Origin of the sequence: Flavobacterium undicola (assembly GCF_009909155.2) — a bacterium.
GTDB classification, from domain to species: Bacteria; Bacteroidota; Bacteroidia; order Flavobacteriales; family Flavobacteriaceae; genus Flavobacterium; species Flavobacterium undicola.
In genome coordinates this window covers 15,489-35,388 of record NZ_JAAAPM020000011.1, presented here as the reverse complement: position 1 = coordinate 35,388, position 19,900 = coordinate 15,489, and the positions used below count along the sequence as shown (strand labels likewise).

Annotated in this window: 19 protein-coding genes; 3 read left to right on the top strand and 16 right to left on the bottom strand. The window is 34.4% G+C overall.

Annotation, left to right across the window (positions count from 1 at the left end; translation table 11 throughout):
* Positions 1–298: 298 nt before the first annotated feature.
* The 4 genes from GTZ96_RS08055 to GTZ96_RS08040 all read right to left on the bottom strand — a co-directional run bounded on the left by GTZ96_RS08055 (position 299) and on the right by GTZ96_RS08040 (position 5,280).
* Entirely contained in the window at positions 299–1,879 is a 1,581-nt protein-coding gene (locus tag GTZ96_RS08055) for an MDR family MFS transporter (RefSeq protein ID WP_161642731.1), read from the bottom strand.
* A gap of 355 nt (positions 1,880–2,234) precedes the next feature.
* A complete protein-coding gene (locus GTZ96_RS08050) occupies positions 2,235–3,314 on the bottom strand; it encodes an HlyD family secretion protein (protein WP_161642729.1) in 1,080 nt (359 codons plus the stop codon).
* 12 nt (positions 3,315–3,326) lie between these two features.
* The gene (locus GTZ96_RS08045; RefSeq protein WP_161642727.1) at positions 3,327–4,664 is read right to left on the bottom strand and encodes a TolC family protein; all 1,338 of its coding nucleotides are present in this window, start codon (positions 4,662–4,664) and stop codon (positions 3,327–3,329) included.
* Positions 4,654–5,280, bottom strand: a complete 627-nt coding sequence (locus GTZ96_RS08040; protein WP_207720163.1) for a TetR/AcrR family transcriptional regulator — start codon at positions 5,278–5,280, stop codon at positions 4,654–4,656. Before GTZ96_RS08040 ends, GTZ96_RS08045 begins: the two co-directional genes overlap by 11 nt.
* 437 nt (positions 5,281–5,717) lie before the next feature.
* Between GTZ96_RS08040 and GTZ96_RS08035 the strand changes: the two genes are divergently transcribed.
* Positions 5,718–6,272 (top strand): DUF4494 domain-containing protein, encoded by a 555-nt coding sequence (locus tag GTZ96_RS08035; protein ID WP_161642902.1) that lies wholly within the window; start codon positions 5,718–5,720, stop codon positions 6,270–6,272.
* Between the two features lie 116 nt (positions 6,273–6,388).
* On the opposite strand, the gene GTZ96_RS08030 is transcribed toward GTZ96_RS08035, so the two are convergent.
* From GTZ96_RS08030 to GTZ96_RS08010, 5 genes are all read right to left on the bottom strand, one after another.
* Positions 6,389–6,685 carry a hypothetical protein gene (locus GTZ96_RS08030; protein WP_161642725.1) on the bottom strand — a complete coding sequence of 99 codons (297 nt, stop codon included), beginning with the start codon at positions 6,683–6,685 and terminating at the stop codon, positions 6,389–6,391.
* A 344-nt stretch (positions 6,686–7,029) separates the two neighbouring features.
* Complete coding sequence (locus GTZ96_RS08025) at positions 7,030–8,022, bottom strand: bile acid:sodium symporter family protein (protein WP_161642723.1); 993 nt, start codon at positions 8,020–8,022, stop codon at positions 7,030–7,032.
* A 116-nt stretch (positions 8,023–8,138) separates the two neighbouring features.
* Positions 8,139–9,521, bottom strand: coding sequence for a DUF6055 domain-containing protein (locus GTZ96_RS08020; RefSeq protein WP_161642721.1), 1,383 nt, complete (start codon positions 9,519–9,521; stop codon positions 8,139–8,141).
* Between the two features lie 70 nt (positions 9,522–9,591).
* Positions 9,592–10,458, bottom strand: coding sequence for a class I SAM-dependent methyltransferase (locus tag GTZ96_RS08015; protein ID WP_161642719.1), 867 nt, complete (start codon positions 10,456–10,458; stop codon positions 9,592–9,594).
* Positions 10,459–10,601: 143 nt separating this feature from the next.
* Positions 10,602–10,991 (bottom strand): VOC family protein, encoded by a 390-nt coding sequence (locus GTZ96_RS08010; protein ID WP_161642718.1) that lies wholly within the window; start codon positions 10,989–10,991, stop codon positions 10,602–10,604.
* A gap of 290 nt (positions 10,992–11,281) precedes the next feature.
* Between GTZ96_RS08010 and GTZ96_RS08005 the strand changes: the two genes are divergently transcribed.
* Positions 11,282–11,563, top strand: a complete 282-nt coding sequence (locus tag GTZ96_RS08005) for a hypothetical protein (RefSeq protein ID WP_161642716.1) — start codon at positions 11,282–11,284, stop codon at positions 11,561–11,563.
* A 305-nt stretch (positions 11,564–11,868) separates the two neighbouring features.
* On the opposite strand, the gene GTZ96_RS08000 is transcribed toward GTZ96_RS08005, so the two are convergent.
* Positions 11,869–12,477, bottom strand: coding sequence for a hypothetical protein (locus GTZ96_RS08000; RefSeq protein WP_161642714.1), 609 nt, complete (start codon positions 12,475–12,477; stop codon positions 11,869–11,871).
* Positions 12,478–12,588: 111 nt separating this feature from the next.
* On the opposite strand from GTZ96_RS08000, the gene GTZ96_RS07995 reads away from it, so the two are divergent.
* Positions 12,589–13,476, top strand: coding sequence for a winged helix-turn-helix domain-containing protein (locus GTZ96_RS07995; protein WP_161642712.1), 888 nt, complete (start codon positions 12,589–12,591; stop codon positions 13,474–13,476).
* 496 nt (positions 13,477–13,972) lie between these two features.
* Here the strand turns inward: GTZ96_RS07995 and GTZ96_RS07990 are convergent, their stop codons facing one another.
* The 6 genes from GTZ96_RS07990 to GTZ96_RS07965 all read right to left on the bottom strand — a co-directional run bounded on the left by GTZ96_RS07990 (position 13,973) and on the right by GTZ96_RS07965 (position 19,658).
* Complete coding sequence (locus GTZ96_RS07990; RefSeq protein WP_207720162.1) at positions 13,973–14,770, bottom strand: SRPBCC family protein; 798 nt, start codon at positions 14,768–14,770, stop codon at positions 13,973–13,975.
* A gap of 555 nt (positions 14,771–15,325) precedes the next feature.
* Positions 15,326–16,213 (bottom strand): WG repeat-containing protein, encoded by an 888-nt coding sequence (locus tag GTZ96_RS07985; RefSeq protein ID WP_161642710.1) that lies wholly within the window; start codon positions 16,211–16,213, stop codon positions 15,326–15,328.
* 235 nt (positions 16,214–16,448) lie between these two features.
* The gene (gene trpA / locus GTZ96_RS07980) at positions 16,449–17,210 is read right to left on the bottom strand and encodes a tryptophan synthase subunit alpha (RefSeq protein ID WP_161642708.1); all 762 of its coding nucleotides are present in this window, start codon (positions 17,208–17,210) and stop codon (positions 16,449–16,451) included.
* 156 nt (positions 17,211–17,366) lie between these two features.
* Positions 17,367–17,687 carry a gamma-glutamylcyclotransferase family protein gene (locus GTZ96_RS07975; protein ID WP_161642706.1) on the bottom strand — a complete coding sequence of 107 codons (321 nt, stop codon included), beginning with the start codon at positions 17,685–17,687 and terminating at the stop codon, positions 17,367–17,369.
* Between the two features lie 140 nt (positions 17,688–17,827).
* Positions 17,828–19,009 (bottom strand): tryptophan synthase subunit beta, encoded by a 1,182-nt coding sequence (trpB, locus tag GTZ96_RS07970; RefSeq protein ID WP_161642704.1) that lies wholly within the window; start codon positions 19,007–19,009, stop codon positions 17,828–17,830.
* Between the two features lie 10 nt (positions 19,010–19,019).
* The gene (locus tag GTZ96_RS07965) at positions 19,020–19,658 is read right to left on the bottom strand and encodes a phosphoribosylanthranilate isomerase (protein ID WP_449528464.1); all 639 of its coding nucleotides are present in this window, start codon (positions 19,656–19,658) and stop codon (positions 19,020–19,022) included.
* Positions 19,659–19,900: the final 242 nt, after the last annotated feature.

Sequence of the window (19,900 nt, the reverse complement as noted above, 5' to 3'; positions counted from 1 at the left end):
GAAGTTTCGAATTCCATAATATTTGATAAGTGGATTCAAGAGCCATAGGCTCGTAATATATTGTAACAATGGATTTTAATCCGTTGAAAGTAGGTAATTATGTATAAAGAAGTTCCGTAGGAACGATTCATTTTTTTTTAAATCTGCCTTTTGTTATCATTGGCTGATATAAATGAATCGTTCCTACGGAACTTTTTATTATCCTATTTTTGTTATCAACGGATTAAAATCCATTGTTACAATATAAATCGTCCGCTATGCGGACTTTATGCCGAATACAAATCTGAAATCTAAAATCTTAGTGCATCGCATCTGCGGGATTGATTTTGTTTTTCCCTTTTTTAATTAATAAAATAAAAGGAATACAACACAAAAACAGCAAACCCAGATACAGGAAAATATCCATATAAGCCAGTACTGTACTTTGTTTCATAACTGAAAAGTCAAGTACTTCATAGGCTTTTTTGAGTGATTCGTTTATCGAATAGCCTTTAGCCATAAAGCCATGTTGTAACTGCGTTAGGCGGTTTTGTACTTCCAATTTGCTACCATCTAAATTAGCCACTAAATTCACACGATGAGTTTGTGATAAACGGGTGATGAAAGTGGTAATAATCGCAATACCAAAAGAACCTCCTAATTGTCTCATCATTCCGGTAAAAGCAGCTCCTTCACCAATATTTTTTCCTTTAAGGGTGGAGAGCGATAAAGTGGTAATAGGTACAAATAGTAATCCTAATCCAATTCCTCTCAAAATTAAAGGCCAATACATGTGCTCGACACCAGTATCTGGAGTCATGTTGAAATACATCAGTAAGGTAAACATAAAGAACATTAGGAAACCTACAGCTACCATATATCCTTGCGGAACACCTTTTTGAATCATTTTACCCACAAACGGCATCATAATAGCCGTGGTAATCGAACCTGGTATTAATAATAAACCGGCATCGGTGGCGGTCCAACCTAAAATAGATTGGGTGTAGATAGGTATAATCAACGTAGAGCCATACAATCCAAATCCCATGATGAAACTCATAAAGGTACCAATTCTTAGGTTTCCGTCTTTTAATACACTTAAATTAACAATTGGATATTTGTACACTAATTGCCTCCAAATAAAAAGGATTAATCCAAATAAAGAAACAACACTCAACGTAACAATTAAATCATCGTTAAACCAATCGTCCTGTTGACCGTGTTCCAAGACAAATTGCAATGAACCAATAAAGGCGGCTAAAAGAATGATTCCGTACCAATCGACCTGATTCGATTTTAATTTCTCACCGTATTTCGGGCTTCTAACAAATGTAAGTGTCAAAAGTGTAGCAATAATTCCCAAAGGAATATTGATATAAAAAATATAAGGCCATGAAAAATTATCTACTAAATAACCTCCTAAAGGCGGACCAAGCGTAGGACCTACAATTACACCCATTCCGTAAATAGCTTGTGCCATTCCACGTTTGGCAATAGGATAACTTTCGGTAATAATGGTTTGTGCTGTTACCAGTAAAGCGCCACCGCCTAAACCCTGGACAAATCGAAAGGCTACTAATTCCCAAATATTCGTTGCATTTCCGCATAAAAAGGAAGAAACAGTAAAAATAATGATCGAAACGGCAAAATAATTACGTCTTCCAAATTGTTGCGAAAGCCAACTTGTCATTGGAATTACAATAACGTTTGCAATAGCATAGGCAGTAATTACCCAGGCAACATCCGTTAAAGTGGCACCCAGGCTTCCCCTCATGTTGGTCAAAGCCACATTGACAATAGTGGTATCTACAATTTCGAGCAAAGCACAAAGTACCGCTGTAATTGTTATGATAACTCTTCTAAAGCCATATTCTACTAAATCGTCGTCTGCTAGTACCATTTTATTCTTTATTGTTTTGGTCTAATCTCGTTTGTTATTTTATACTCACTAAGTGTATTGTTGAAGCGTCAATGGTAGTGTTTTGCGTAATGAAATGAAGCAAAATGTATCGAGAACCCGTTTTAATTCTAATTTTCTTTTTTGCTTGATCAAAAAAGAAACAAAAAAATCAAGTCTTGCGCTTTCTCGTCGGTCAAATTAGTTTTCGAATGCTAAAAGAAAAAAACTCGCTACGCTCAAACAGTTTTTCTTTTTACGCATTCTTAAAACATTTGACACTCGACTGCGAAAGCTAAGGACATTCGGAATCCAGAAATAACAATGATTTGATTCCTAATTAAATTAGCTTTTATAGTTATTTTATATGTACATCAACATCCACATTCATTCCTGGACGCAATAGTTTTACTTTTTCAATATCATTACTAGGATCAATACTAATTTTCACAGGCAAACGTTGGATTGTTTTTACAAAGTTTCCAGTCGCATTATCTGGAGGCAGGATAGAAAAACGAGCTCCTGTTGCCGGAGAAAACGAAGTTACCGTTCCTGTAAATTCATAATCTGGATAAGCATCTACTTTTAAAGCTACTTTTTGACCTGCAATCATTTTGTTCAATTGCGTTTCTTTGAAATTAGCAATTACCCAAGCTTCGTTGTTGTTGATAATGTAAAATAAAGACTGTCCCGGTTGTACCAATTGTCCTGGTTGAATGTCAATTTTAGAAACCTGACCATCAATAGCCGCTGTAATAACGGTATAAGTTAGGTTTAATTTAGCCGATTCTAATAAGGCTTGTGCTCTTTTGATATTAGCCGAAGCCACATCCGTTTCTTTGTTTGAAACTACCGATTTAGCCTGGATAACCGATTTTTGAAAAGCACTCGCTCTTTCTTGTTGTTGTACAATACGCACTTGATTTTCAGCTTCTTGTTTGGCGGCTAAAGCTTGTTCGTATTGTTGTTTTGTAATGGTATGATTTTTATACAAATTGCTGTAACGGTTGAAATCATTGGTTGCCAAACCTAATTTGATTTTAGCTGATTCAATGTTTCCAGATGCCGATTTAACATTAGCATCCGATACTGAAATATTAGCCAGAATACTACCAATATCCGCTTTTGATACTTCAAAATTTCCTTCGGCTGCTGCCAATGCTGCTGTAGTTTCGTCAATTTTTAATTGGTAATCTTTTTGATCAATAGTAAATAAAGTATCTCCTTTTTTTACAAAATCATTGTCTTTAATGTAGACCTTTTTCACATAACCCGAAACCCTTGGAATAATTGGATTCATGTATTTCTCTACCTGTGCATCATCAGTTCCTTCATGAGATAGAGAGTGAATGTATTTGTAAGAACCATATATAACGCCTAATAGAATTAAAGAACCTATTATAGCGATGAATTTTTTGTTTGTTTTTTTCTTTTCCATTTTAGGTATCGATTATATTTTAGAAAGGTTGAAAGTTTGGTTTAATTGTCCTGTTACAGACAGTAAGTTGTAATATTTTTGAATGACATTGGCTTTAGCCACTGTTTTGTTGATTTTTGAACTCAGTTGCTCTACATCGGCTTCTAATAAATCATTAGTATCCGTAAGGCCGTTATCGTATTTGTCTTTTAAAATTCTATAGTTTTCGGTAGCTTGTTCTACGGCTTGAGTGTAAACCACATTTTGTTTTACAGCCAAATCATAATCTTCAAGAGCTTTTTGAACCTGAATCTTGATGTAATCGGTAAGTATCATTTCCGAAGTTTGCAATTCTGCCGCTTGGCTTTTAGCGATTTTCACCTCAGTTGCATTTTTCAGGATACCACTTAGATTATACGAAATTCCAACTCCAAAATTCATGGCGTTTTGAACAGTCACTACATTTTTTAAATCCAAAGTAGTATATCCGCCAATAAGTGAAAGAGAAGGGTAGTAGCCACTTCGAGCCACTTTTATGCGGGCAAGACTTGCTTTTTCCTGAAAACGAAGCGCTTCTAAATCTTTACGATTTTCCAATGCAGGAGTTTCGTCAGAAGGAAGATTATCGAATTTAAAGTCGTAGAAATCACTTTCTTTAATTTCGATTATTGTTTTAGGATCCAGTTTCAATAGATTCGTTAATTCATAATTCACAACATTCAAATTACTTTTGGCCTGGTCTAAAGACAATTGGACTTTAGAAAGTTGTAATTGTGTTTTGAGCAAATCGTTTTTAGGAACAATTTCGTTTTTTTCTAATTCGGTAAAATCTTTTACACGTTGTTCAGCGCTTTTGTAATTCTCATTAAGCAGTTCAACTGTTTTTTGTGCTTTGTATAAAGCCGCATAATAGTTGATGACTTTCATAGCCATTTCTTCTTTGGTTTGCAAAGCATTAGCCGTTTCAGCTTGGTACAAATTATCTGAAACTTTAATGCTGTTTTTTAACTTAAAACCGGAGAAAATAGGCAAAGTAGCATTAATTTGTCCTAAAACTAATTGGTCTACATTAGGCGCTTTTGTATCCGATTCGCTATCACTACTAGAGCTATTGCTTTTCATATTGATAGAAGCCTTAGTCAATCGTTGGTATTGTGCTGAAGCTTTCAAATCGGGATATTTGTTGTTTTTCATCGATTGCAACTCGTATTTCTTAGTCGTTACTTTGGCATCGGCTAAATTTACTTCATTGCTTTTCTCCCAAGCCAGATGAATGGCTTCGTCGAGTGATAAACTCTTTTTTTCCTGTGCTTCTACGGATGTTATTCCCAGAAATAAAATCCCAAAGAGTATTAAATGATTAGCTTTCATATATTAGAAGTGCTTTTATTGTTTGTTGAATGTGCGTTTTAAGTTTTGTTTGTATATAATTTTCGAATTGTTCGTCTGTTTCGAGAAGTAATAGTTTTTTGAAATAGGCTTTATTCATGGTAAAGTGAAAAAACGTACCCATTATTGTTGGCGGAATTAGCGGAATAATAATGTCTTTTCTAAAAATTCCTTTTTGTTGTCCCTCGTGAATAATGGTTTCCAATGATTTTAAATTTTTATCCCTTACTTCGTTTAAGACTTTCAATTTGTCCTCTTTCTCTTCAGTTGAAAATTCAAAATGTAAGATTCTGTAAATTCCTTTATTGCATCTAATACGGTTGACGTAGAGTTCAATCATTTTATCAATTTTTTCGACGGGGTCTAAATCCTCAACAGATAGATTTTCTATTTGAATTTTTAAATCGGAAGTTCTGTAAACAATTAAAGCTTCCAATAATTTTTCTTTCGAACCAAAATAATAGGATACCATCGCGACATTAATCCCGGCCTCCTTAGCTATTGTTCTAATCGAAGTTCCCTCGAATCCATTCTCAGCAAATAGCGTTTCGGCTATCAGTAGAATTTGAATTTGCTTTTCGTTAAAATCAGTTTTCAATTGGATTTGTTTTTAATTACAGTACAAAATTAAACAACTGTTTAAATTAAACAGTTGTTTAATTTTTATTTAACGTAATATTAACATAGTAAAGCAGAGTCTATTTTGATTAATTTAATTCGTAAATCATTGTTTTTTGTGTTGTTTATGTTGTTTTTTTTGTTCGTGTTTTAAAATGTAAAACAAAACAATAAGGAAACATTAGGCTTTAATTGGGAACGATAAATTGATGCAGTATTTGTGTTTTCCCCTTTTTTTGGTACCAATCATTATGGACAAATTTGAGTTGGTCTACTTTAAATCCTTTATTAAAAAAGCTAAATGCTTCGTTGTGAATAGAATAGTTTTTTGGATTCAAAATTGTGAATATCTATTTTGATAATTTGCGGTTTCTTTTGCTCTAAAATCTATCTTTGGCATCCTTAAAAAAAGAAATTATGAGTGCAATTTGGTACGAATGCAAAGTAAAATATAGAAAAACAGACGAAACAGGAAATCAAAAAGTGACAACCGAACCCTATTTGATTGATGCCATCTCTTTTACAGAGGCTGAAAGTAGAATCAACGAAGAAATGAAGGCTTATATTAGTGAGGAATTTAAAATTACCAATATAAAAGTGGCTAATTATGCTGAGATTCATCCTTTTGAAAATGCCGACCGTTGGTTTAAATCGAAGATTTCTTTACTGGCTTATGACGAAGAAAGTGGAAAAGAACGCAAGACCAATATGTATTTCTTAGTGCAAGCCAATGATGTGAAAGAAGCTTATGATAACACTGTTTTTACAATGAAAAGCACTATGGGTGATTACACTATTCCTGCAATAGCAGAATCGCCTATTATGGATGTTTTTCCTTATTTCAGTGGAGATGAAGACGAACTAGAGCAATTAGAAAAGTTCAATGCACTTAAAGCTTCTAAACCGGAAATTGTTTCAGAGGTAGAAGACCACATGGAATTTGCCGTTGAAGAAGAAGAGACGGTTTCTTAATCCTTTAGATTTTCGAATAAAAAATAAAAATTCGCAAATTACAGCCTCCATTTAGGGATTTGTAGTTTGCGAATTTTTAATTTATAGAATAGATTTAATCGGTATTTTTAATATAATTAAGAGACTTGTTTGAGAATTTCCCTTTCGGAATGGCGAACCAGAACTTTAAATTTTTCGTACCAGGGTTTCCAGTCTGTAGCCCCCATGTCTTTTGCAAGTCCTTGTTCAAAATCCGCAAGAGTGGCATAAGATGATTCAAAAATCAGTCGGTAGCTTTCTCCCGTAAAATCAGTTAAAATTCTATTTCCAGTTGTTTGTGGAAATAATCCACCCTGAGTGGCCTCATCAATTAAAGCTTTGGCATCTTTATAACGGCCAAATTGCAGATAAAAAATTTCACGAACTATATACATGAGTACAAAATTTAGGAGTTAAACAAATAATTTTATACGCATAAAGTTAAGAAATAATACAATTAAATTGTTTTTAATGTATTGAAAAACAGTCTGTTTTTTTACTGTTTGTTATAGTTCTTCATTTTGTTTATCCAAAGAGAAACTGACCAAACCACTGTGATGCCGAAAACGATAAGAATTGGGGTATAATAGTCATCAAAAAAATCGTGGAAGTACGATCCGATGAAAAGATAGGCCGAGGCAATACAGAGTTTTAACGGAATAAATTCAGAATTTGACCAACAAGTTTTGATTTTGAAAAAGTTCATATCGCTCTATTTTGGGTTATCAAAATTGATTTTTTATTTATTTCTCACATAAGATAGTTGAGTTTCTTTTCGATTACCAACATGGGTAGCAATAAAGCTAATAATAAAAATCTGAAAAGCATGAAAAAGCATGATGGGAAGCAAGACAATGCCCATGGCACTAGGATTAGGGAATAATATTTTGGCAAAAACGGTTCCGTGTACTAATGATTTTTTGGTGCCACAAAACTGAGCTGTAATTTTATCTTCTACATTAAAGCCAAGTTTATTACTTAAAAAACCAGTAAGGAAATAAACCAAATAAAATAAACTGAAAACGGATACTGCAATAATCATAAAATCAAAAGTGTCTATTCCGCTAAATACATTTTCTTCAAAGGAGCTGGCAAAACTTTTGTAGATAATCAATAAGATGATTGATTTGTCAAACAGGGTCAGGTAACTATTGTATTTTTGAGCTAAACTGCCCCAATAGCGATGTAACAGTAAGCCTAGAATAACCGGAACTACAACTTCAATAATCAATTTGATATAAATGTCTCCTAAGTCATAACTGGCAGCGGTATTATTCAAAAAAAGTCCCAACCAAAGCGGCGTAACAATAATTCCAATTAAGCCTGAAATGCTGGCGTTAAATATGGCTGCAGGAATGTTTCCTTTGGCCATAGAAACCATCACTACCGACGATGAAACCGTTGAAGGAAGCGAGGCTAGAAATAAAAACGCAAGCCAAATGTTTTTATCGTATTCAGAGTGGATTAAAGGGTAAAAACACAGAATAATGATAGGGAATACCAAGAAAGTACAGCCTTGTACTAATAAATGTAATTTCCAGTTTTTTAATCCTGATTTTGTTTTTTCAGGACTTAGTTTGAGTCCGTAGAAAAAGAAAATTAAAGAAACGCCAATACTTCCAATTTTGTCTAATGGAATCGGACTTGATTTGCCTCCAAATTGCGGAAAAAGATAGGCAAAAAGCACTACCACAATTATTGAAAGAACGAATTTGTCGATTTTAAATTTCATTATCTTCTAATCTTATAGGTTTAGTAGGCAAATGTACTAACTTATGAAAAAGTCAAAGAAAAAATAGTTGAATTTTAGTAGCTTTTTAACGGTTTTGGTAAAGCCAAAGGTTTTAATTATTCAATAACGGTGTTTGTAAATTTAACTTTATAAGGGAAATTTTCGTCGTTGTTAGGATTGTCATCCCACACATGGTTCATGTGTTCGGTAGGAGCTCCAGTTACCACTAACCAAAGTTCTTTGGCTCCTTCGGGTATTGTGATTGTAGCAGTACCTTGTTTTGTTTTTTTCATAGAACCATAAACAGCAGCGTCATTTTCTTTTATTGCAACAAAACCATAACGCCATCCTTCAATAGAAGACCATTGTCCTTTTAAGCCTTCGAAATCAACAGTTACCTTGGTTCCTGACTTCGGAACACTAAGCTGAATTGCATTATATCCATAAATTTGAGGAATTTGCTTGTCAGCTATTCGATAATAACCATTGTCAGCAACTTCTAATGTTGTGTGATGTGTGTATTTTTTTTGATCGGTAGCTGATAAACTTTTAATAAACAATTTATTGTAGTTTCCTAAAGGATAATCCCAACTGATATTTTTACAGGCATATTCAAAAAACTCATCATTCAATTGTTCCTGATTAATTCCTGTAATTCTTTTATAGACTTGTAATGGGTGTTCAGGAACTTTAGCTCCTCTCCATAGTTTTCCTAAAAAATCTACTCCATGTTTTTGTTTCCAAAATTCCATAAAATACATCGATTGATACCTGTAATCTTCATGCGAAAAATTCTTGTGCGCATTTGCTAAGAAATGAGGAATTTCATGAGTAAAACTACTGTTGTTTATTTGCCATGACATGTATTGTGCACATTGTTCCCAAAATTGGCCTACATAATTTTGGTCTCTAAAACCATAATTCCCATCACAGGCTGTTTGATATTGAAAAGTATGTCCAAACTCATGAGCCAAAGCCGAATCAGTTCTTGATGCCCAGGGATTAACCCATAAAGCCCCAATAACATTATCATATCCCGCTCCGGTGGCCAGCCATTCTTCCTGATAACGCAGTATAATTATCATTCTGTATTTGTCTGTTTTTGACTTTCCTTTTATTACAAATTTCATCTTGTCACGATAATAGGAATAATAGTTTTCAGCCTTTGCCAATGTATTATTTACATCTACGCAAAGTTTTGGATTTGGAGCTTTGTCAGGATATTGTCCAAATCCTTTTGCCCAAAAAATAATGATATTATCCGAAGAAGCGCTTCTTTGGTAACTCCATTCACTATCATCAGAATTAAAATCATTGTTTTTTAATTCAATTGGTATGTAAATATCTTTTCCTCCAATAGGTTTTTCTGCAAAAGTATATTTGAAATTTTCAGGAGCTGTTATTTTTGAGTTGGAAGAAATACCTACTGTAGCAGAGCATGAAAAACTTAAGGTAATACAAAATAAAAAAAAGGGCTTAAAAAATAAAAGTTGTTTCATAGTTGGACTAGTTGATGACTAATTGAGTTACGCAATAGCGCAAAATCTTGTTATTACAGACTCGGTGAAATTAAGGTTTTTCTCCAACAGCTACAACCATTTCGCATGGTCCGCTAAAACCTTTTTCCGATTCGAAGGTTTGAAGTTCTCTTTCAATTTCCTCCCAAATTGCTTCCCTTTCTACGTTAGATAAATTACTCATCATTTGGTGTAAGGCTCCAAATGATTCCTTTTCAAATCGCAAGCATTCACTTGCTGACGAAAGTTGTAAAGGCGAGTCTACAAGTTCTGATTTTACATTTATAAATCCAGCCTGTTCAAACGCTTTTTCTATAATGCCCTCAGTACCTAAGCTAAAAGGACCAGGTTGCCCCGGTAAAGGTGGTGGCAATTTTGCCCGATTGCGAATAATAGAAACAGGAATCGAGAAAAATTTGTTTTTTTCAGGAGTCGAATAAACAATGGCAGCTACTTTTCCGCCTGGCTTAAGTACCCGCAACATCTCTTTTAATGCCCGTTGTTGGTCAGGAAAATAGATTAGTCCCACTCTGGAAATAACGGCATCAAATGTTTCATCTTCAAGACTTAGGTTTTCGCCATCCATTACTTTTATCTTGATATTACTGATACCATTTTGTTCGGCCATTTTTAGGGCATATTCCAAAATATTAGAGGAAATGTCAGTAGCTAAGACTTCGCCTGAGGAACCCACTTTTTTTGCTGTGGTGATGGATTGTTCACCTGCTCCCGCAGCGATATCAAGAACGCGATGTCCAGTGGTAATTCCAGCCATATCGAGCATTTTTTCAGTGGCATTGCCCAGCCATTGGTTAAGCGTAGGACTCCAACGAAACCAAGCGTCAGCTGTTTCTTGCCACTGGTCGCGAGTTGTATTTTTGTACTTAACAGGATCAAATTGAGGTGTTGTTGGTTCCATAGTATTTAGAATTAAGTTAATGTAGAGTTTTCAAAATGTTCTAGAATGTTAGTTGTCTAAAGATTCGTTACTGTGTTTTTTATGAGTGCCAATGAGAGAGTGATTTTGCTGATTGTTATAAAATCGTTTAATAATTAAATGTTCTACATTCCAGGCCAATACAGCACATTAAATTTATGTCCGTCTGGATCAGAAAAGCCAAAAGTGTATCCTTGTTCATACTTTGTTGGTTCAAGGAAAATTGTTCCTCCAACCTTTCTAACTGCTTCTGCCCAGTTGTCAACTTCTTCTTTGTTTTTTGCGGATAAACTAAATATAATTTCGTTTCCTTTGGATAAGTCTGCTATTTCGGGCATAAACTTTTCAAGTTGTTCTCTTATAAAGAAGTGTATAACAAAATTGGAATCACCAAAAAAGAAACTTGTCAGTTCTTTCGAATTACCATTGGATTTAAAGCCTAACGCTGTGTAGAATTTAGTTGTTCGCTCAAGATCTTTTACGGCTAAATTCGCCCATATTTGTTTCGTTTCCATAAGCTTACTTTTGATATTCTTATAAAATTATGAATTTATTTTTGTATTGAATCATAGTCATTCCTATTATAAATAGTTTTGGTTCAGATTACTAGCATTTGACTTTTCATTTAAGTAGGTATCCGATGCAATTTGTATCCGACTGTGCTTAGAAAATTAATATAATATTGGCATTTATAAGGAAGATAATTTTTATTTTTATGTATACGGTTATTGTTAGAAAGCTAACGCTTAAAGCCTTTTGTTTTGCTACAATAATTTAGATTAGTATTAATTAAATTTTTACAATTATGACAGAAGAATTCACAATCATTGAGAAAGAAGACATAGCTTCTCTTAAGTTTCCGACAATAGATGTTCTGGACGATGATAATGAAATAAAAACGAGAGTAAGTGATATCAATCGGGCTTTATCATTGGGGAACTTGGAGCATTCAAAAATTAAAATTTTCTTTGAAGACAACGAATCCAAGAAGATAGTAAATACTACCGTTTGGGCTGTTACTGACAAAAATGTCATTTTAAAACAAGGGGTGATGATCCCAATTCACAGAATATATAAGTTGTTTTAGTGGCTTTTCCTGATATGAAAAATTGTTGTTTTTAGTAGTATTCAGGGATGAAAAACGGCGCAAGTCTCTATAGAGTTTGCGCCGTTTTTTAGTGGTTTTCTTTCTCTTTTTTGATAAAGAATTGTTTTTTACAGATTCGCGTTGTAAACGCTACGATTTGATTTTTCATTTAAGTAAGTACTCGATGCAATCGAGCCAGTTTGTGGTTTTTTAAAACGTTGGAGCCAGTTTTAATTGCCATTGCCTCTGGCCAGTTCGCCCGCCGTGGCGGGCTCGGGTGTCGCTAATAGTGAGTCCCTTAGCCCTCAGCAACGGTTATTTTTGCTAAAGTCACGTTTAAAAAGTATCTTATTATTTCGCGCAATATAGTCGCCCGATATAATCAAATAGGGATGATTAGGCGAATACCCTGCGCTGCGGCTTCTTACAATTATTTTGTCGTTAACTTTCAGGCTTTTTAACTGCTCAAAATCCTTAGGAATAAATTGCATCATGTATTCTTCGCCATTAATCCTGACTATAAGCCATTTTATTGCTGATGATTTCCCGTTGCGCTGAAAAGTAACAGAGGTTACCACGGCCTCCATATTGGTAAAATCCTTTAGGTACTTACTTATTTTATCATGACTGGCATGCACCTTTTTACCTTCGGGAGAAACCTCCCATTCTTTGTACTTTATACCGTCAGGAGAAGCCTCCCATTTTTTCCTGTCATCCAGGTTGGCTTTCCTGTCCTCAATGGACAACGGCTTTGGGGATGGCTTAGTTTCATTTTTAAATTCCCGATTAGCACCCGAGCCGTAGGCGAACGGAGCGAAGCTACCCGAGGGCTTTAGCCCGAACTGACCGAAGGTAAATACTAGTCCGCTTACCACAACGAGCGGTAAGATCAGCACATAGATGATTTTTTTCATATATTTCATATCTTTTCAAATTGATTCTACAAATTTACATTGCTATTTTTCGGGCTGAGTGATTTGGATTGTAAATAAAAATGTAAACTTTGTAAATAAAAAATTGACACTATGCATCTTAGTCAAAATCTCTTCTCCGGAAAACGCAAATACCTATTCGCATTGATATCACTCTCGTTTATCTCTGTAATTTGCGCAGCTTTTAGTATGACTGATAGTGACGATTTTGAGATCGCCAGAAGGGAAGTTTTACTCCGCCGGATTGGACATGAAATACTCTTACAGTCCGGCGACAGTACATCAAGAGTGCTACCCGTAAAAAAGATAGCTGAAAATGAATATCAAATCAGGTTTGAGAATGAGCTTACTTTTCAAACCGACTCCCTGGTGAATACTACTCAGCGTTTGTTAGCCAAAGACCCGTTCGCAAGTGATTATGTTGTTAACGTACTTAACTGTAGCAATTCCAGTGTAATCTATGGATACGCTGTATCCAAAAATAAAAAAGATGATATTGTAGCGTGTATAGGAAGAAGGCAACCCTTCGCCTGTTATATGATTAACATTAAATTTAAACCGAATGGTATAACTACAGCAAGGTATAAATATTTTTTGGGCCTGTCATTTTTAGCAATTCTTGGCTTTATTTTTTTGAGATCGGTTAAGCCGCTGAGAGCCTTAGCTAAAGATGAGAGTAACAAGATATTCACTTTTGGTTCGGTCTTATTTGATACGCAGAAACGGCAACTGACAATAAATGGAAATACCATAGATTTGACTGGAACTGAAATGCGTCTGCTGCTCATTTTCGCATTATCTCCTAACGAGACTATAGAGAGAAGCCGGCTGCAAAAAGAGATATGGGAAGATGAAGGGGTTATTGTGGGGCGTAGTCTGGATATGTTCATATCAAAACTTAGAAAAAAACTAGAGCCTGCTCCGAATATTAACATTGTTGTTATACGCAGCAAAGGATATAAGCTTGAAGTTAGCGCTTAAGACCCGAACCCGCCGCGGCGGGTGAACTGAGCGAAGCTAAAATCTTCGCGTTCCGAACTGAAGTTAATAGAATTCAATTTGGCATTTGTAAAACGCTATAGTGAGTTTACGCCGTTTTTTATTGGTTTTCTTTATCTTTTTTGATGAAGAATTGTTTTTTACAGATTCGCGTTGCAAGCGCTACGATTTGTTTTTTCATTTTCTCTGGTGCTCGATTGCATCGAGCGCCAGTTTGGGGTATTTTTTTTTAGTTAGCTGCATTGAAATCTTTCTGTGACTCGATTGGATAGAGTACCAGAAAACTTGAATATTAGGAGCACTAGTAGGGCTTATTTACTTTTAGTCTTTTCTGAATTCTTTTTTATATGTTTTAATACTCTATCGTGAATTTTATGTATTATTAAATTACTCCACTCTTGCCAATAAAAAGCAGGTTTTATATTATGGTAATACCAAGTTGTTCCTTGCAGTAATGTTTTTCCGTTTTCTAATTCGATTAGTTTAAATAGACCTTTTTTTGAAATAAAATAATCGTGTAAATGGGTGCATCAATATCCCAAAAACTTAATTCTTTCATTGGTGCTGGTTGTTCAAGAACGTCAAATTTTAATAATTTCCCTTCTTTCCAAACTGTTACAGGTTCTACAAAACTCCCTGTTGTAAAATTACAATGCCTTACAGAGCCAATTCCACTCCCAACAATTTTTGCATTAATTGGATATGCAATTCCTGTTTTGAATATAAATTCGGTTGGTTTATCTAATTGTGGAAACTCAATTACGTTTTTCCAAACATCCATAGGTTTAGCATTTATAATAATTGAAGTTGTTACTGAAGTCAATTCTGGTTTAATTTTATTTTCTACAAATGAAGTTAACGGAATAATTCCAATAAGGATTAATAAAATTGATGGAGTAGAAGTTGTTGTCGTTTTTAACAAATTATATCCAATTAAACTTCCAATCCAAGTTAATAATATTCCGATAGGTGCAGCCATTGCTATACAAATCAAACCTTCAATTGCAAAAACAATTAATGCCAAAGTACAAATTGCAAGAGTTGTAAAACCAATCCAAATTGCTTCACTTTTAGTTATTTTATTTTTGTAACCATAAAGAAATGTTGAACAAAATCCAATTAAAAATGGAGTTAGTATAAAAAGTGCAATTCCATATTCTCCAATTCCATAAATTCCCCAAAGTGATAAAATTCCAGTAATAGAAACCGTAATTGTTATTGAAATCCATTTTCTTTTAGTTTCATCTAATCGTGTTAATTTGTCAAATATTTTCATTTATTCTTCTATTTTTTGCGGTTTCAAAACTGTTTGCCAATGTTAGGTCTTTTGGCGGTGTGGCGGAATTATTTTTTTAGTGAGCCGCGTTGCAAACGCTACGATTTGTTTTTTCATGAAAGTAGGTACTCGATGTAATCGAGCACAAGTTTTGGGGAATTATTTTTTACAGATTCCCGTTGTAAACGCTACGATTTGTCTTTTCATGTAAATAGGTTCATTAATTATACAAAGGACTATATAATCTGGCGAAAAATAAAAATACTCCTCCTAACAAAAAAAGCAGCCAATATTTTTTTATTGATAAATAATTTTCGTTTTTGGAGATTTTCAAAAATATTCCCCAAAAAACAAGTACAATTGGCACTAGAAAGTGCAAAATATTATTACTCATATTATCAGACATTTGTTCATTTATTTTAAGAATTATTTTTTAGTGAACCGCGTTGCAAACGCTACGATTTGTCTTTTTATGTAAGTAGGTACTCGATGCAATCGAGCACCAGTGGGACTAAACCCGCCATATTGCCAAACGGCGGTTATGCAACGTTTTTATTAATTTTCGTAAGAGTAATATTCGTCTTTTAAGTTTTTTCTCTTTAAGATGATATATTCTTTTCGTAGCTGAATATTGTCATAAATTGGCTCTTTAGTTACAATTCCATTTATATTTATTAATCCAATTTTGTTTTTTTGTTTGATTATAAAATATTTCCAATTTTCTGACGATTTAATTTCATCATAAATGATTGGAATTATTGTTTCATTTTTTGAGTTTATAATTCCATATTTATTTTCCTTTTTTATAATTTGAAATAAATTTTCATCCATTGAATAATGCCTAATAGTTTCGATTAATTCAATTTTTTTATCTAAATCAATATTGTTTTTAGAATTCTGTATGTCTATAATTTGTACTTTATTGTTTTTTGTTGCAAATATTTTATACTTGTCAACTGTGTAAAATTTATATTCTTCTGGAATTATATTTTTTCCGTTATAATCATAAACGCCGTTCAGATTATTTTCATTTTCTGTTATATAAAAATCATCATTTTCTGTTGAAGAAACTCTTTTATATTTTATTGGAATAATAATTTTTCCATTAGTATCAGATAATCCATTTATTGAATTTTTTTTCCAAAGGATAAACCTATCATTTTTTCGCGGTAAGATAAATTCAAATTCTATCGGAATTAGTTCTTTATTATCAAGCGAGAAAAGACCATTCAAGTTATTATTTCGAATAATCAGTCGTTGGTTTTTAAACTCTATAAAATCATATTTAAATGGAATAATAACGTTTTTTAAACTGTCAGTAATGCCGAATTTATTATCTCTTCTTTCAATAAATCTATTTTCCTCAATTTTCGTTTTGGAATTTTGAGAATAAATTAATGTTGATAAAGACACAAATAATATTGTTGAAATAGTTCTTTTCACCGATGTTGTTTTAAAATGTTGCATAACTCGTTTATATGTGTGATAAAATCACATAAAGCCAACCGTTTTCGGGTAGATATGTGTGACTACTGTCATACAGTATTTTAATTCAAATGTATAAAAATAATCTTATGATTTACAGAAATTACTACCATTTAAAACCAAAAAAATACCGCAAATTCACAAAATTTTAATTTGTGAATTTGCGGTATAATAAATTTATAAGAAGTAAAAACTATCGAATTGCTTTTACAAAATCAGCAATTTTTCCACTGCCGTTTTCTTTTAAGTGAGTAATAAACGCACTACCAATAATGGCACCTTTGGCGTATTGAGTAGCCTGGTTAAAAGTTTCGGCATTATTGATTCCGAATCCTACAATTTGTGGGTTTTTTAAATTCAAATCGGCAATATGTTTGAAATAATCTTCCTGTGTGCTTCCAAAACCAGCTGAAGATCCTGTAACACTTGCTGAGCTTACCATATAGATAAATCCGCTGGAAACGCTGTCTATAAAACGAATGCGCTCATCAGATGTTTGTGGCGTAATTAAAAATACATTAATCAAACCGTATTTGTCAAAAGTAGCTTTGTATTCATCAGCATAAATAGCTACCGGTAAATCAGGAATGATTAAACCATCAATTCCAATTTCGGCACATTTTTGACAAAATTTCTCCACACCATATTGCAACATCGGGTTAAAATAACCCATAATTACTAGAGGAATAGAAACTGTTTTACGGATGTCTTTGAGTTGGTCAAATAAAATTTGAGTAGTCATTCCGTTGTGTAAAGCAGTGGTGGAACTCGCTTGGATAGTAGGGCCATCGGCTAATGGATCGCTAAATGGCAAGCCAATTTCGATCATGTCAATACCGTTTTTTTCTAGGTCCTGGATAATTTGTACCGTATCGTTTAAGTTAGGATATCCCGCCGAAAAGTAGATGGAAAGTATCTTTTTGTTTTCTTGTAATTTTTGTTCGATTCTGTTCATTGTATGTTTTTTTAACTCTAAAAAATTATTCCGAGGAACGAAGGAATCTCACTATCTAAATCACTTGATGTGATTGTTTCGCCAGTTCGCTATCGCTTGTGTCCTCGTTCCTCGGAATGATAATTTTGGGGTAACTATGTGTTAGTTTATTCTGTTTTAATTGGTAACAATATACGCCCAGGCAGTTTGAAGGGATTCTAAAGTCACTTCTATGCGTCTGTAATGCAAACCTTCGTAGGTATCGGCAAGATAAACGTCTTGTTCGCTGATATCATATACTAATCCGGTAACAATGTCTTCAGGATTTCCGGTAGCAACAATAATAGGATATCTTTCTATTCCAAATTCCTCTTCAATTTCGATGTAGTTAATTACAAAACCTACTAATCTGTCCGGAACTCCTTTTAGAGTGCGTCCAAAAATATTTTCTTGAATGTCTTTGTCTTTTAAAGTTCCGTAAGCGAATAACTTTTCCATTTGTACTGTTTTGAAATTAGACTTTCTTTATTGTTTGCGTTAGGGATGGTAGTGGAGCTCTCCCGATTTTTTATCGGGAAGCGGGAACGTACAGCCCGACCCCGTCTCGTTTTTTTTGACGAGACGGGGTAACGCCCTAATTAAAATTTAAAATAATCGATATAGGTATTTAAATCTTTATCGCCACGACCCGAAAGGCAAATAACCACTACATCTTCGGGCTTGAATTTTTTGTCGTTCAATACCGCCAAAGCGTGTGAAGATTCAATAGCAGGAATGATTCCTTCCAGTTTGCACAATTCAAGACCGGCATTCATTGCCTCATCGTCAGTTACAGAGAAAAACTCGGCACGACCTGATTCGGCTAAATGTGCGTGCATAGGTCCCACACCAGGGTAATCCAAACCAGCCGAGATAGAATAAGGCTCGGTAATTTGTCCGTCAGGAGTTTGCATCAAAAGGGTTTTACAACCGTGGATGATACCTACTTTTCCAAGCTTACTTGTAGCAGCACTGTGACCTGAATTTACTCCTTTTCCAGCGGCTTCAACAGCAATGATTCCAACTTCGGGTTCGTGTAAAAAGTGGTAATATGTACCCGCAGCATTACTTCCTCCACCAATACAAGCAATTACATAATCAGGGTTTTCACGTCCTTCTTTTTCTTTTAATTGCCATTTGATTTCCTCAGAAATAACACTTTGAAAACGTGTTACCATATCTGGATAAGGATGTGGTCCAATGGCAGAACCAATGATATAATGGGTGTCAACGGGATTGTTAATCCAGTCGCGAATGGCTTCGTTAGTGGCATCTTTTAGCGTACGTGAACCGGAAAGCGCAGCACGAACAGTTGCACCCAGCATTTTCATTCTGGCTACGTTTGGCGCTTGGCGGGCAATGTCAATTTCACCCATGTACACAATACATTCCAAGCCCATTAAAGCACAAACGGTAGCAGTTGCCACGCCATGTTGTCCCGCACCTGTTTCGGCAATAATACGTTTTTTTCCCAGTTTTTTAGCTACTAAAATCTGTCCAATGGTATTGTTGATTTTGTGTGCTCCGGTATGATTTAAATCTTCTCTTTTCAGATAAATTTTAGTGTTGTATTTTTCAGAAAGTCTTTTTGCAAAATACAACGGGCTAGGGCGACCTACATAATCTTTTAGTAATTGGTCAAACTCAGCTTTAAATTCCGGTTCAGCTGTAATTTTTAGGTATTGTTGGCGTAACTCCTCCACATTAGGATATAACATTTCAGGAATGTAAGCTCCTCCAAATTGGCCATAATAGCCTTTTTCATCAACGTTGTATGACATTTTATATGTTTTAATTGATATCAATGCGTTTTAGTGCATCTTTACATAATTGTACGTTTTTTAATCCCGGTTCTATTTCAAATTTGCTGTTTACATCTATGGCATAAACGGGTAAATTGGTTTTTAATATTGCATTGACAGCATCCATTTCTTCTATTCCTATTCCGCCGCTTAGGAAGAAAGGTTTGGTCGAAGGGTAGTTTTCCAAAACTTTCCAGTCAAATGTGGTTCCGTTTCCTCCGGGTAATTTTCCTTTGGTATCAAAAAGAAAATAATCACAAACGGCTTCAAATGGCGCCAGTACTGAGAAATCAAAATCATCTGCAACCGAAAATACTTTTATAATTTCAATCTGAACCAGTTTTAGAATCTGTAATTCAGTTTTCAAATTTAAACAAAATTCCACAGATTCTTTTCCGTGCAACTGTATGGCCTGCAAATCGTGTTTTTGTATTTTCTCGATAATATTTTCGACAGTTTCATTAACAAAAACGCCAACTTTTTTAATTGATTGTGGCAGGTTAGGAATAAGGCCGTCAAAAAATCGAGCGGAGTTTTTCCAAAATATAAATCCCATATAATCGGGTAGGAGGGCACCTACTTCGAGAATATTGTCGGGATATTTCATGCCGCAGATTTTTATCCCCACCCCAGCCCTCCCCGAAGGAGAGGGAGTCGTTGTGTTATATTTGACCGATTTACTCATTTTTTATTTTTTTTAACCGCAAAGTTTTTTTAACCGCAAAGATTTACAAAGTTTTTCGCAAAGTTTTATGCTTTCTTAAGCAGATAGCTCGTAACTTTTATTTTTTACCGCAAAGATTCACAAAGTCCTTCGACAAGCTCAGGATGACGCGCAAAGATTCGCAAAGTTCTATGCTTTCTTAAATT

What these genes read in the sequence shown, in the direction of transcription:
- GTZ96_RS08030 (WP_161642725.1), bottom strand. Translation starts at nt 6,685, where the DNA reads ATGTATATAGTTCGTGAAATTTTTTATCTGCAATTTGGCCGTTATAAA.
- GTZ96_RS08010 (WP_161642718.1), bottom strand. Translation starts at nt 10,991, where the DNA reads ATGGAAACGAAACAAATATGGGCGAATTTAGCCGTAAAAGATCTTGAG.
- trpB (WP_161642704.1), bottom strand. Translation starts at nt 19,009, where the DNA reads ATGTCATACAACGTTGATGAAAAAGGCTATTATGGCCAATTTGGAGGA.
- GTZ96_RS08025 (WP_161642723.1), bottom strand. Translation starts at nt 8,022, where the DNA reads ATGAAATTTAAAATCGACAAATTCGTTCTTTCAATAATTGTGGTAGTG.
- GTZ96_RS07990 (WP_207720162.1), bottom strand. Translation starts at nt 14,770, where the DNA reads ATGAAAATATTTGACAAATTAACACGATTAGATGAAACTAAAAGAAAA.
- GTZ96_RS08050 (WP_161642729.1), bottom strand. Translation starts at nt 3,314, where the DNA reads ATGGAAAAGAAAAAAACAAACAAAAAATTCATCGCTATAATAGGTTCT.
- GTZ96_RS08000 (WP_161642714.1), bottom strand. Translation starts at nt 12,477, where the DNA reads ATGAAAAAAATCATCTATGTGCTGATCTTACCGCTCGTTGTGGTAAGC.
- GTZ96_RS08045 (WP_161642727.1), bottom strand. Translation starts at nt 4,664, where the DNA reads ATGAAAGCTAATCATTTAATACTCTTTGGGATTTTATTTCTGGGAATA.
- GTZ96_RS07995 (WP_161642712.1), top strand. Translation starts at nt 12,589, where the DNA reads ATGCATCTTAGTCAAAATCTCTTCTCCGGAAAACGCAAATACCTATTC.
- GTZ96_RS08015 (WP_161642719.1), bottom strand. Translation starts at nt 10,458, where the DNA reads ATGGAACCAACAACACCTCAATTTGATCCTGTTAAGTACAAAAATACA.
- GTZ96_RS08005 (WP_161642716.1), top strand. Translation starts at nt 11,282, where the DNA reads ATGACAGAAGAATTCACAATCATTGAGAAAGAAGACATAGCTTCTCTT.
- trpA (WP_161642708.1), bottom strand. Translation starts at nt 17,210, where the DNA reads ATGAACAGAATCGAACAAAAATTACAAGAAAACAAAAAGATACTTTCC.
- GTZ96_RS08035 (WP_161642902.1), top strand. Translation starts at nt 5,718, where the DNA reads ATGAGTGCAATTTGGTACGAATGCAAAGTAAAATATAGAAAAACAGAC.
- GTZ96_RS08020 (WP_161642721.1), bottom strand. Translation starts at nt 9,521, where the DNA reads ATGAAACAACTTTTATTTTTTAAGCCCTTTTTTTTATTTTGTATTACC.
- GTZ96_RS07975 (WP_161642706.1), bottom strand. Translation starts at nt 17,687, where the DNA reads ATGGAAAAGTTATTCGCTTACGGAACTTTAAAAGACAAAGACATTCAA.
- GTZ96_RS08055 (WP_161642731.1), bottom strand. Translation starts at nt 1,879, where the DNA reads ATGGTACTAGCAGACGACGATTTAGTAGAATATGGCTTTAGAAGAGTT.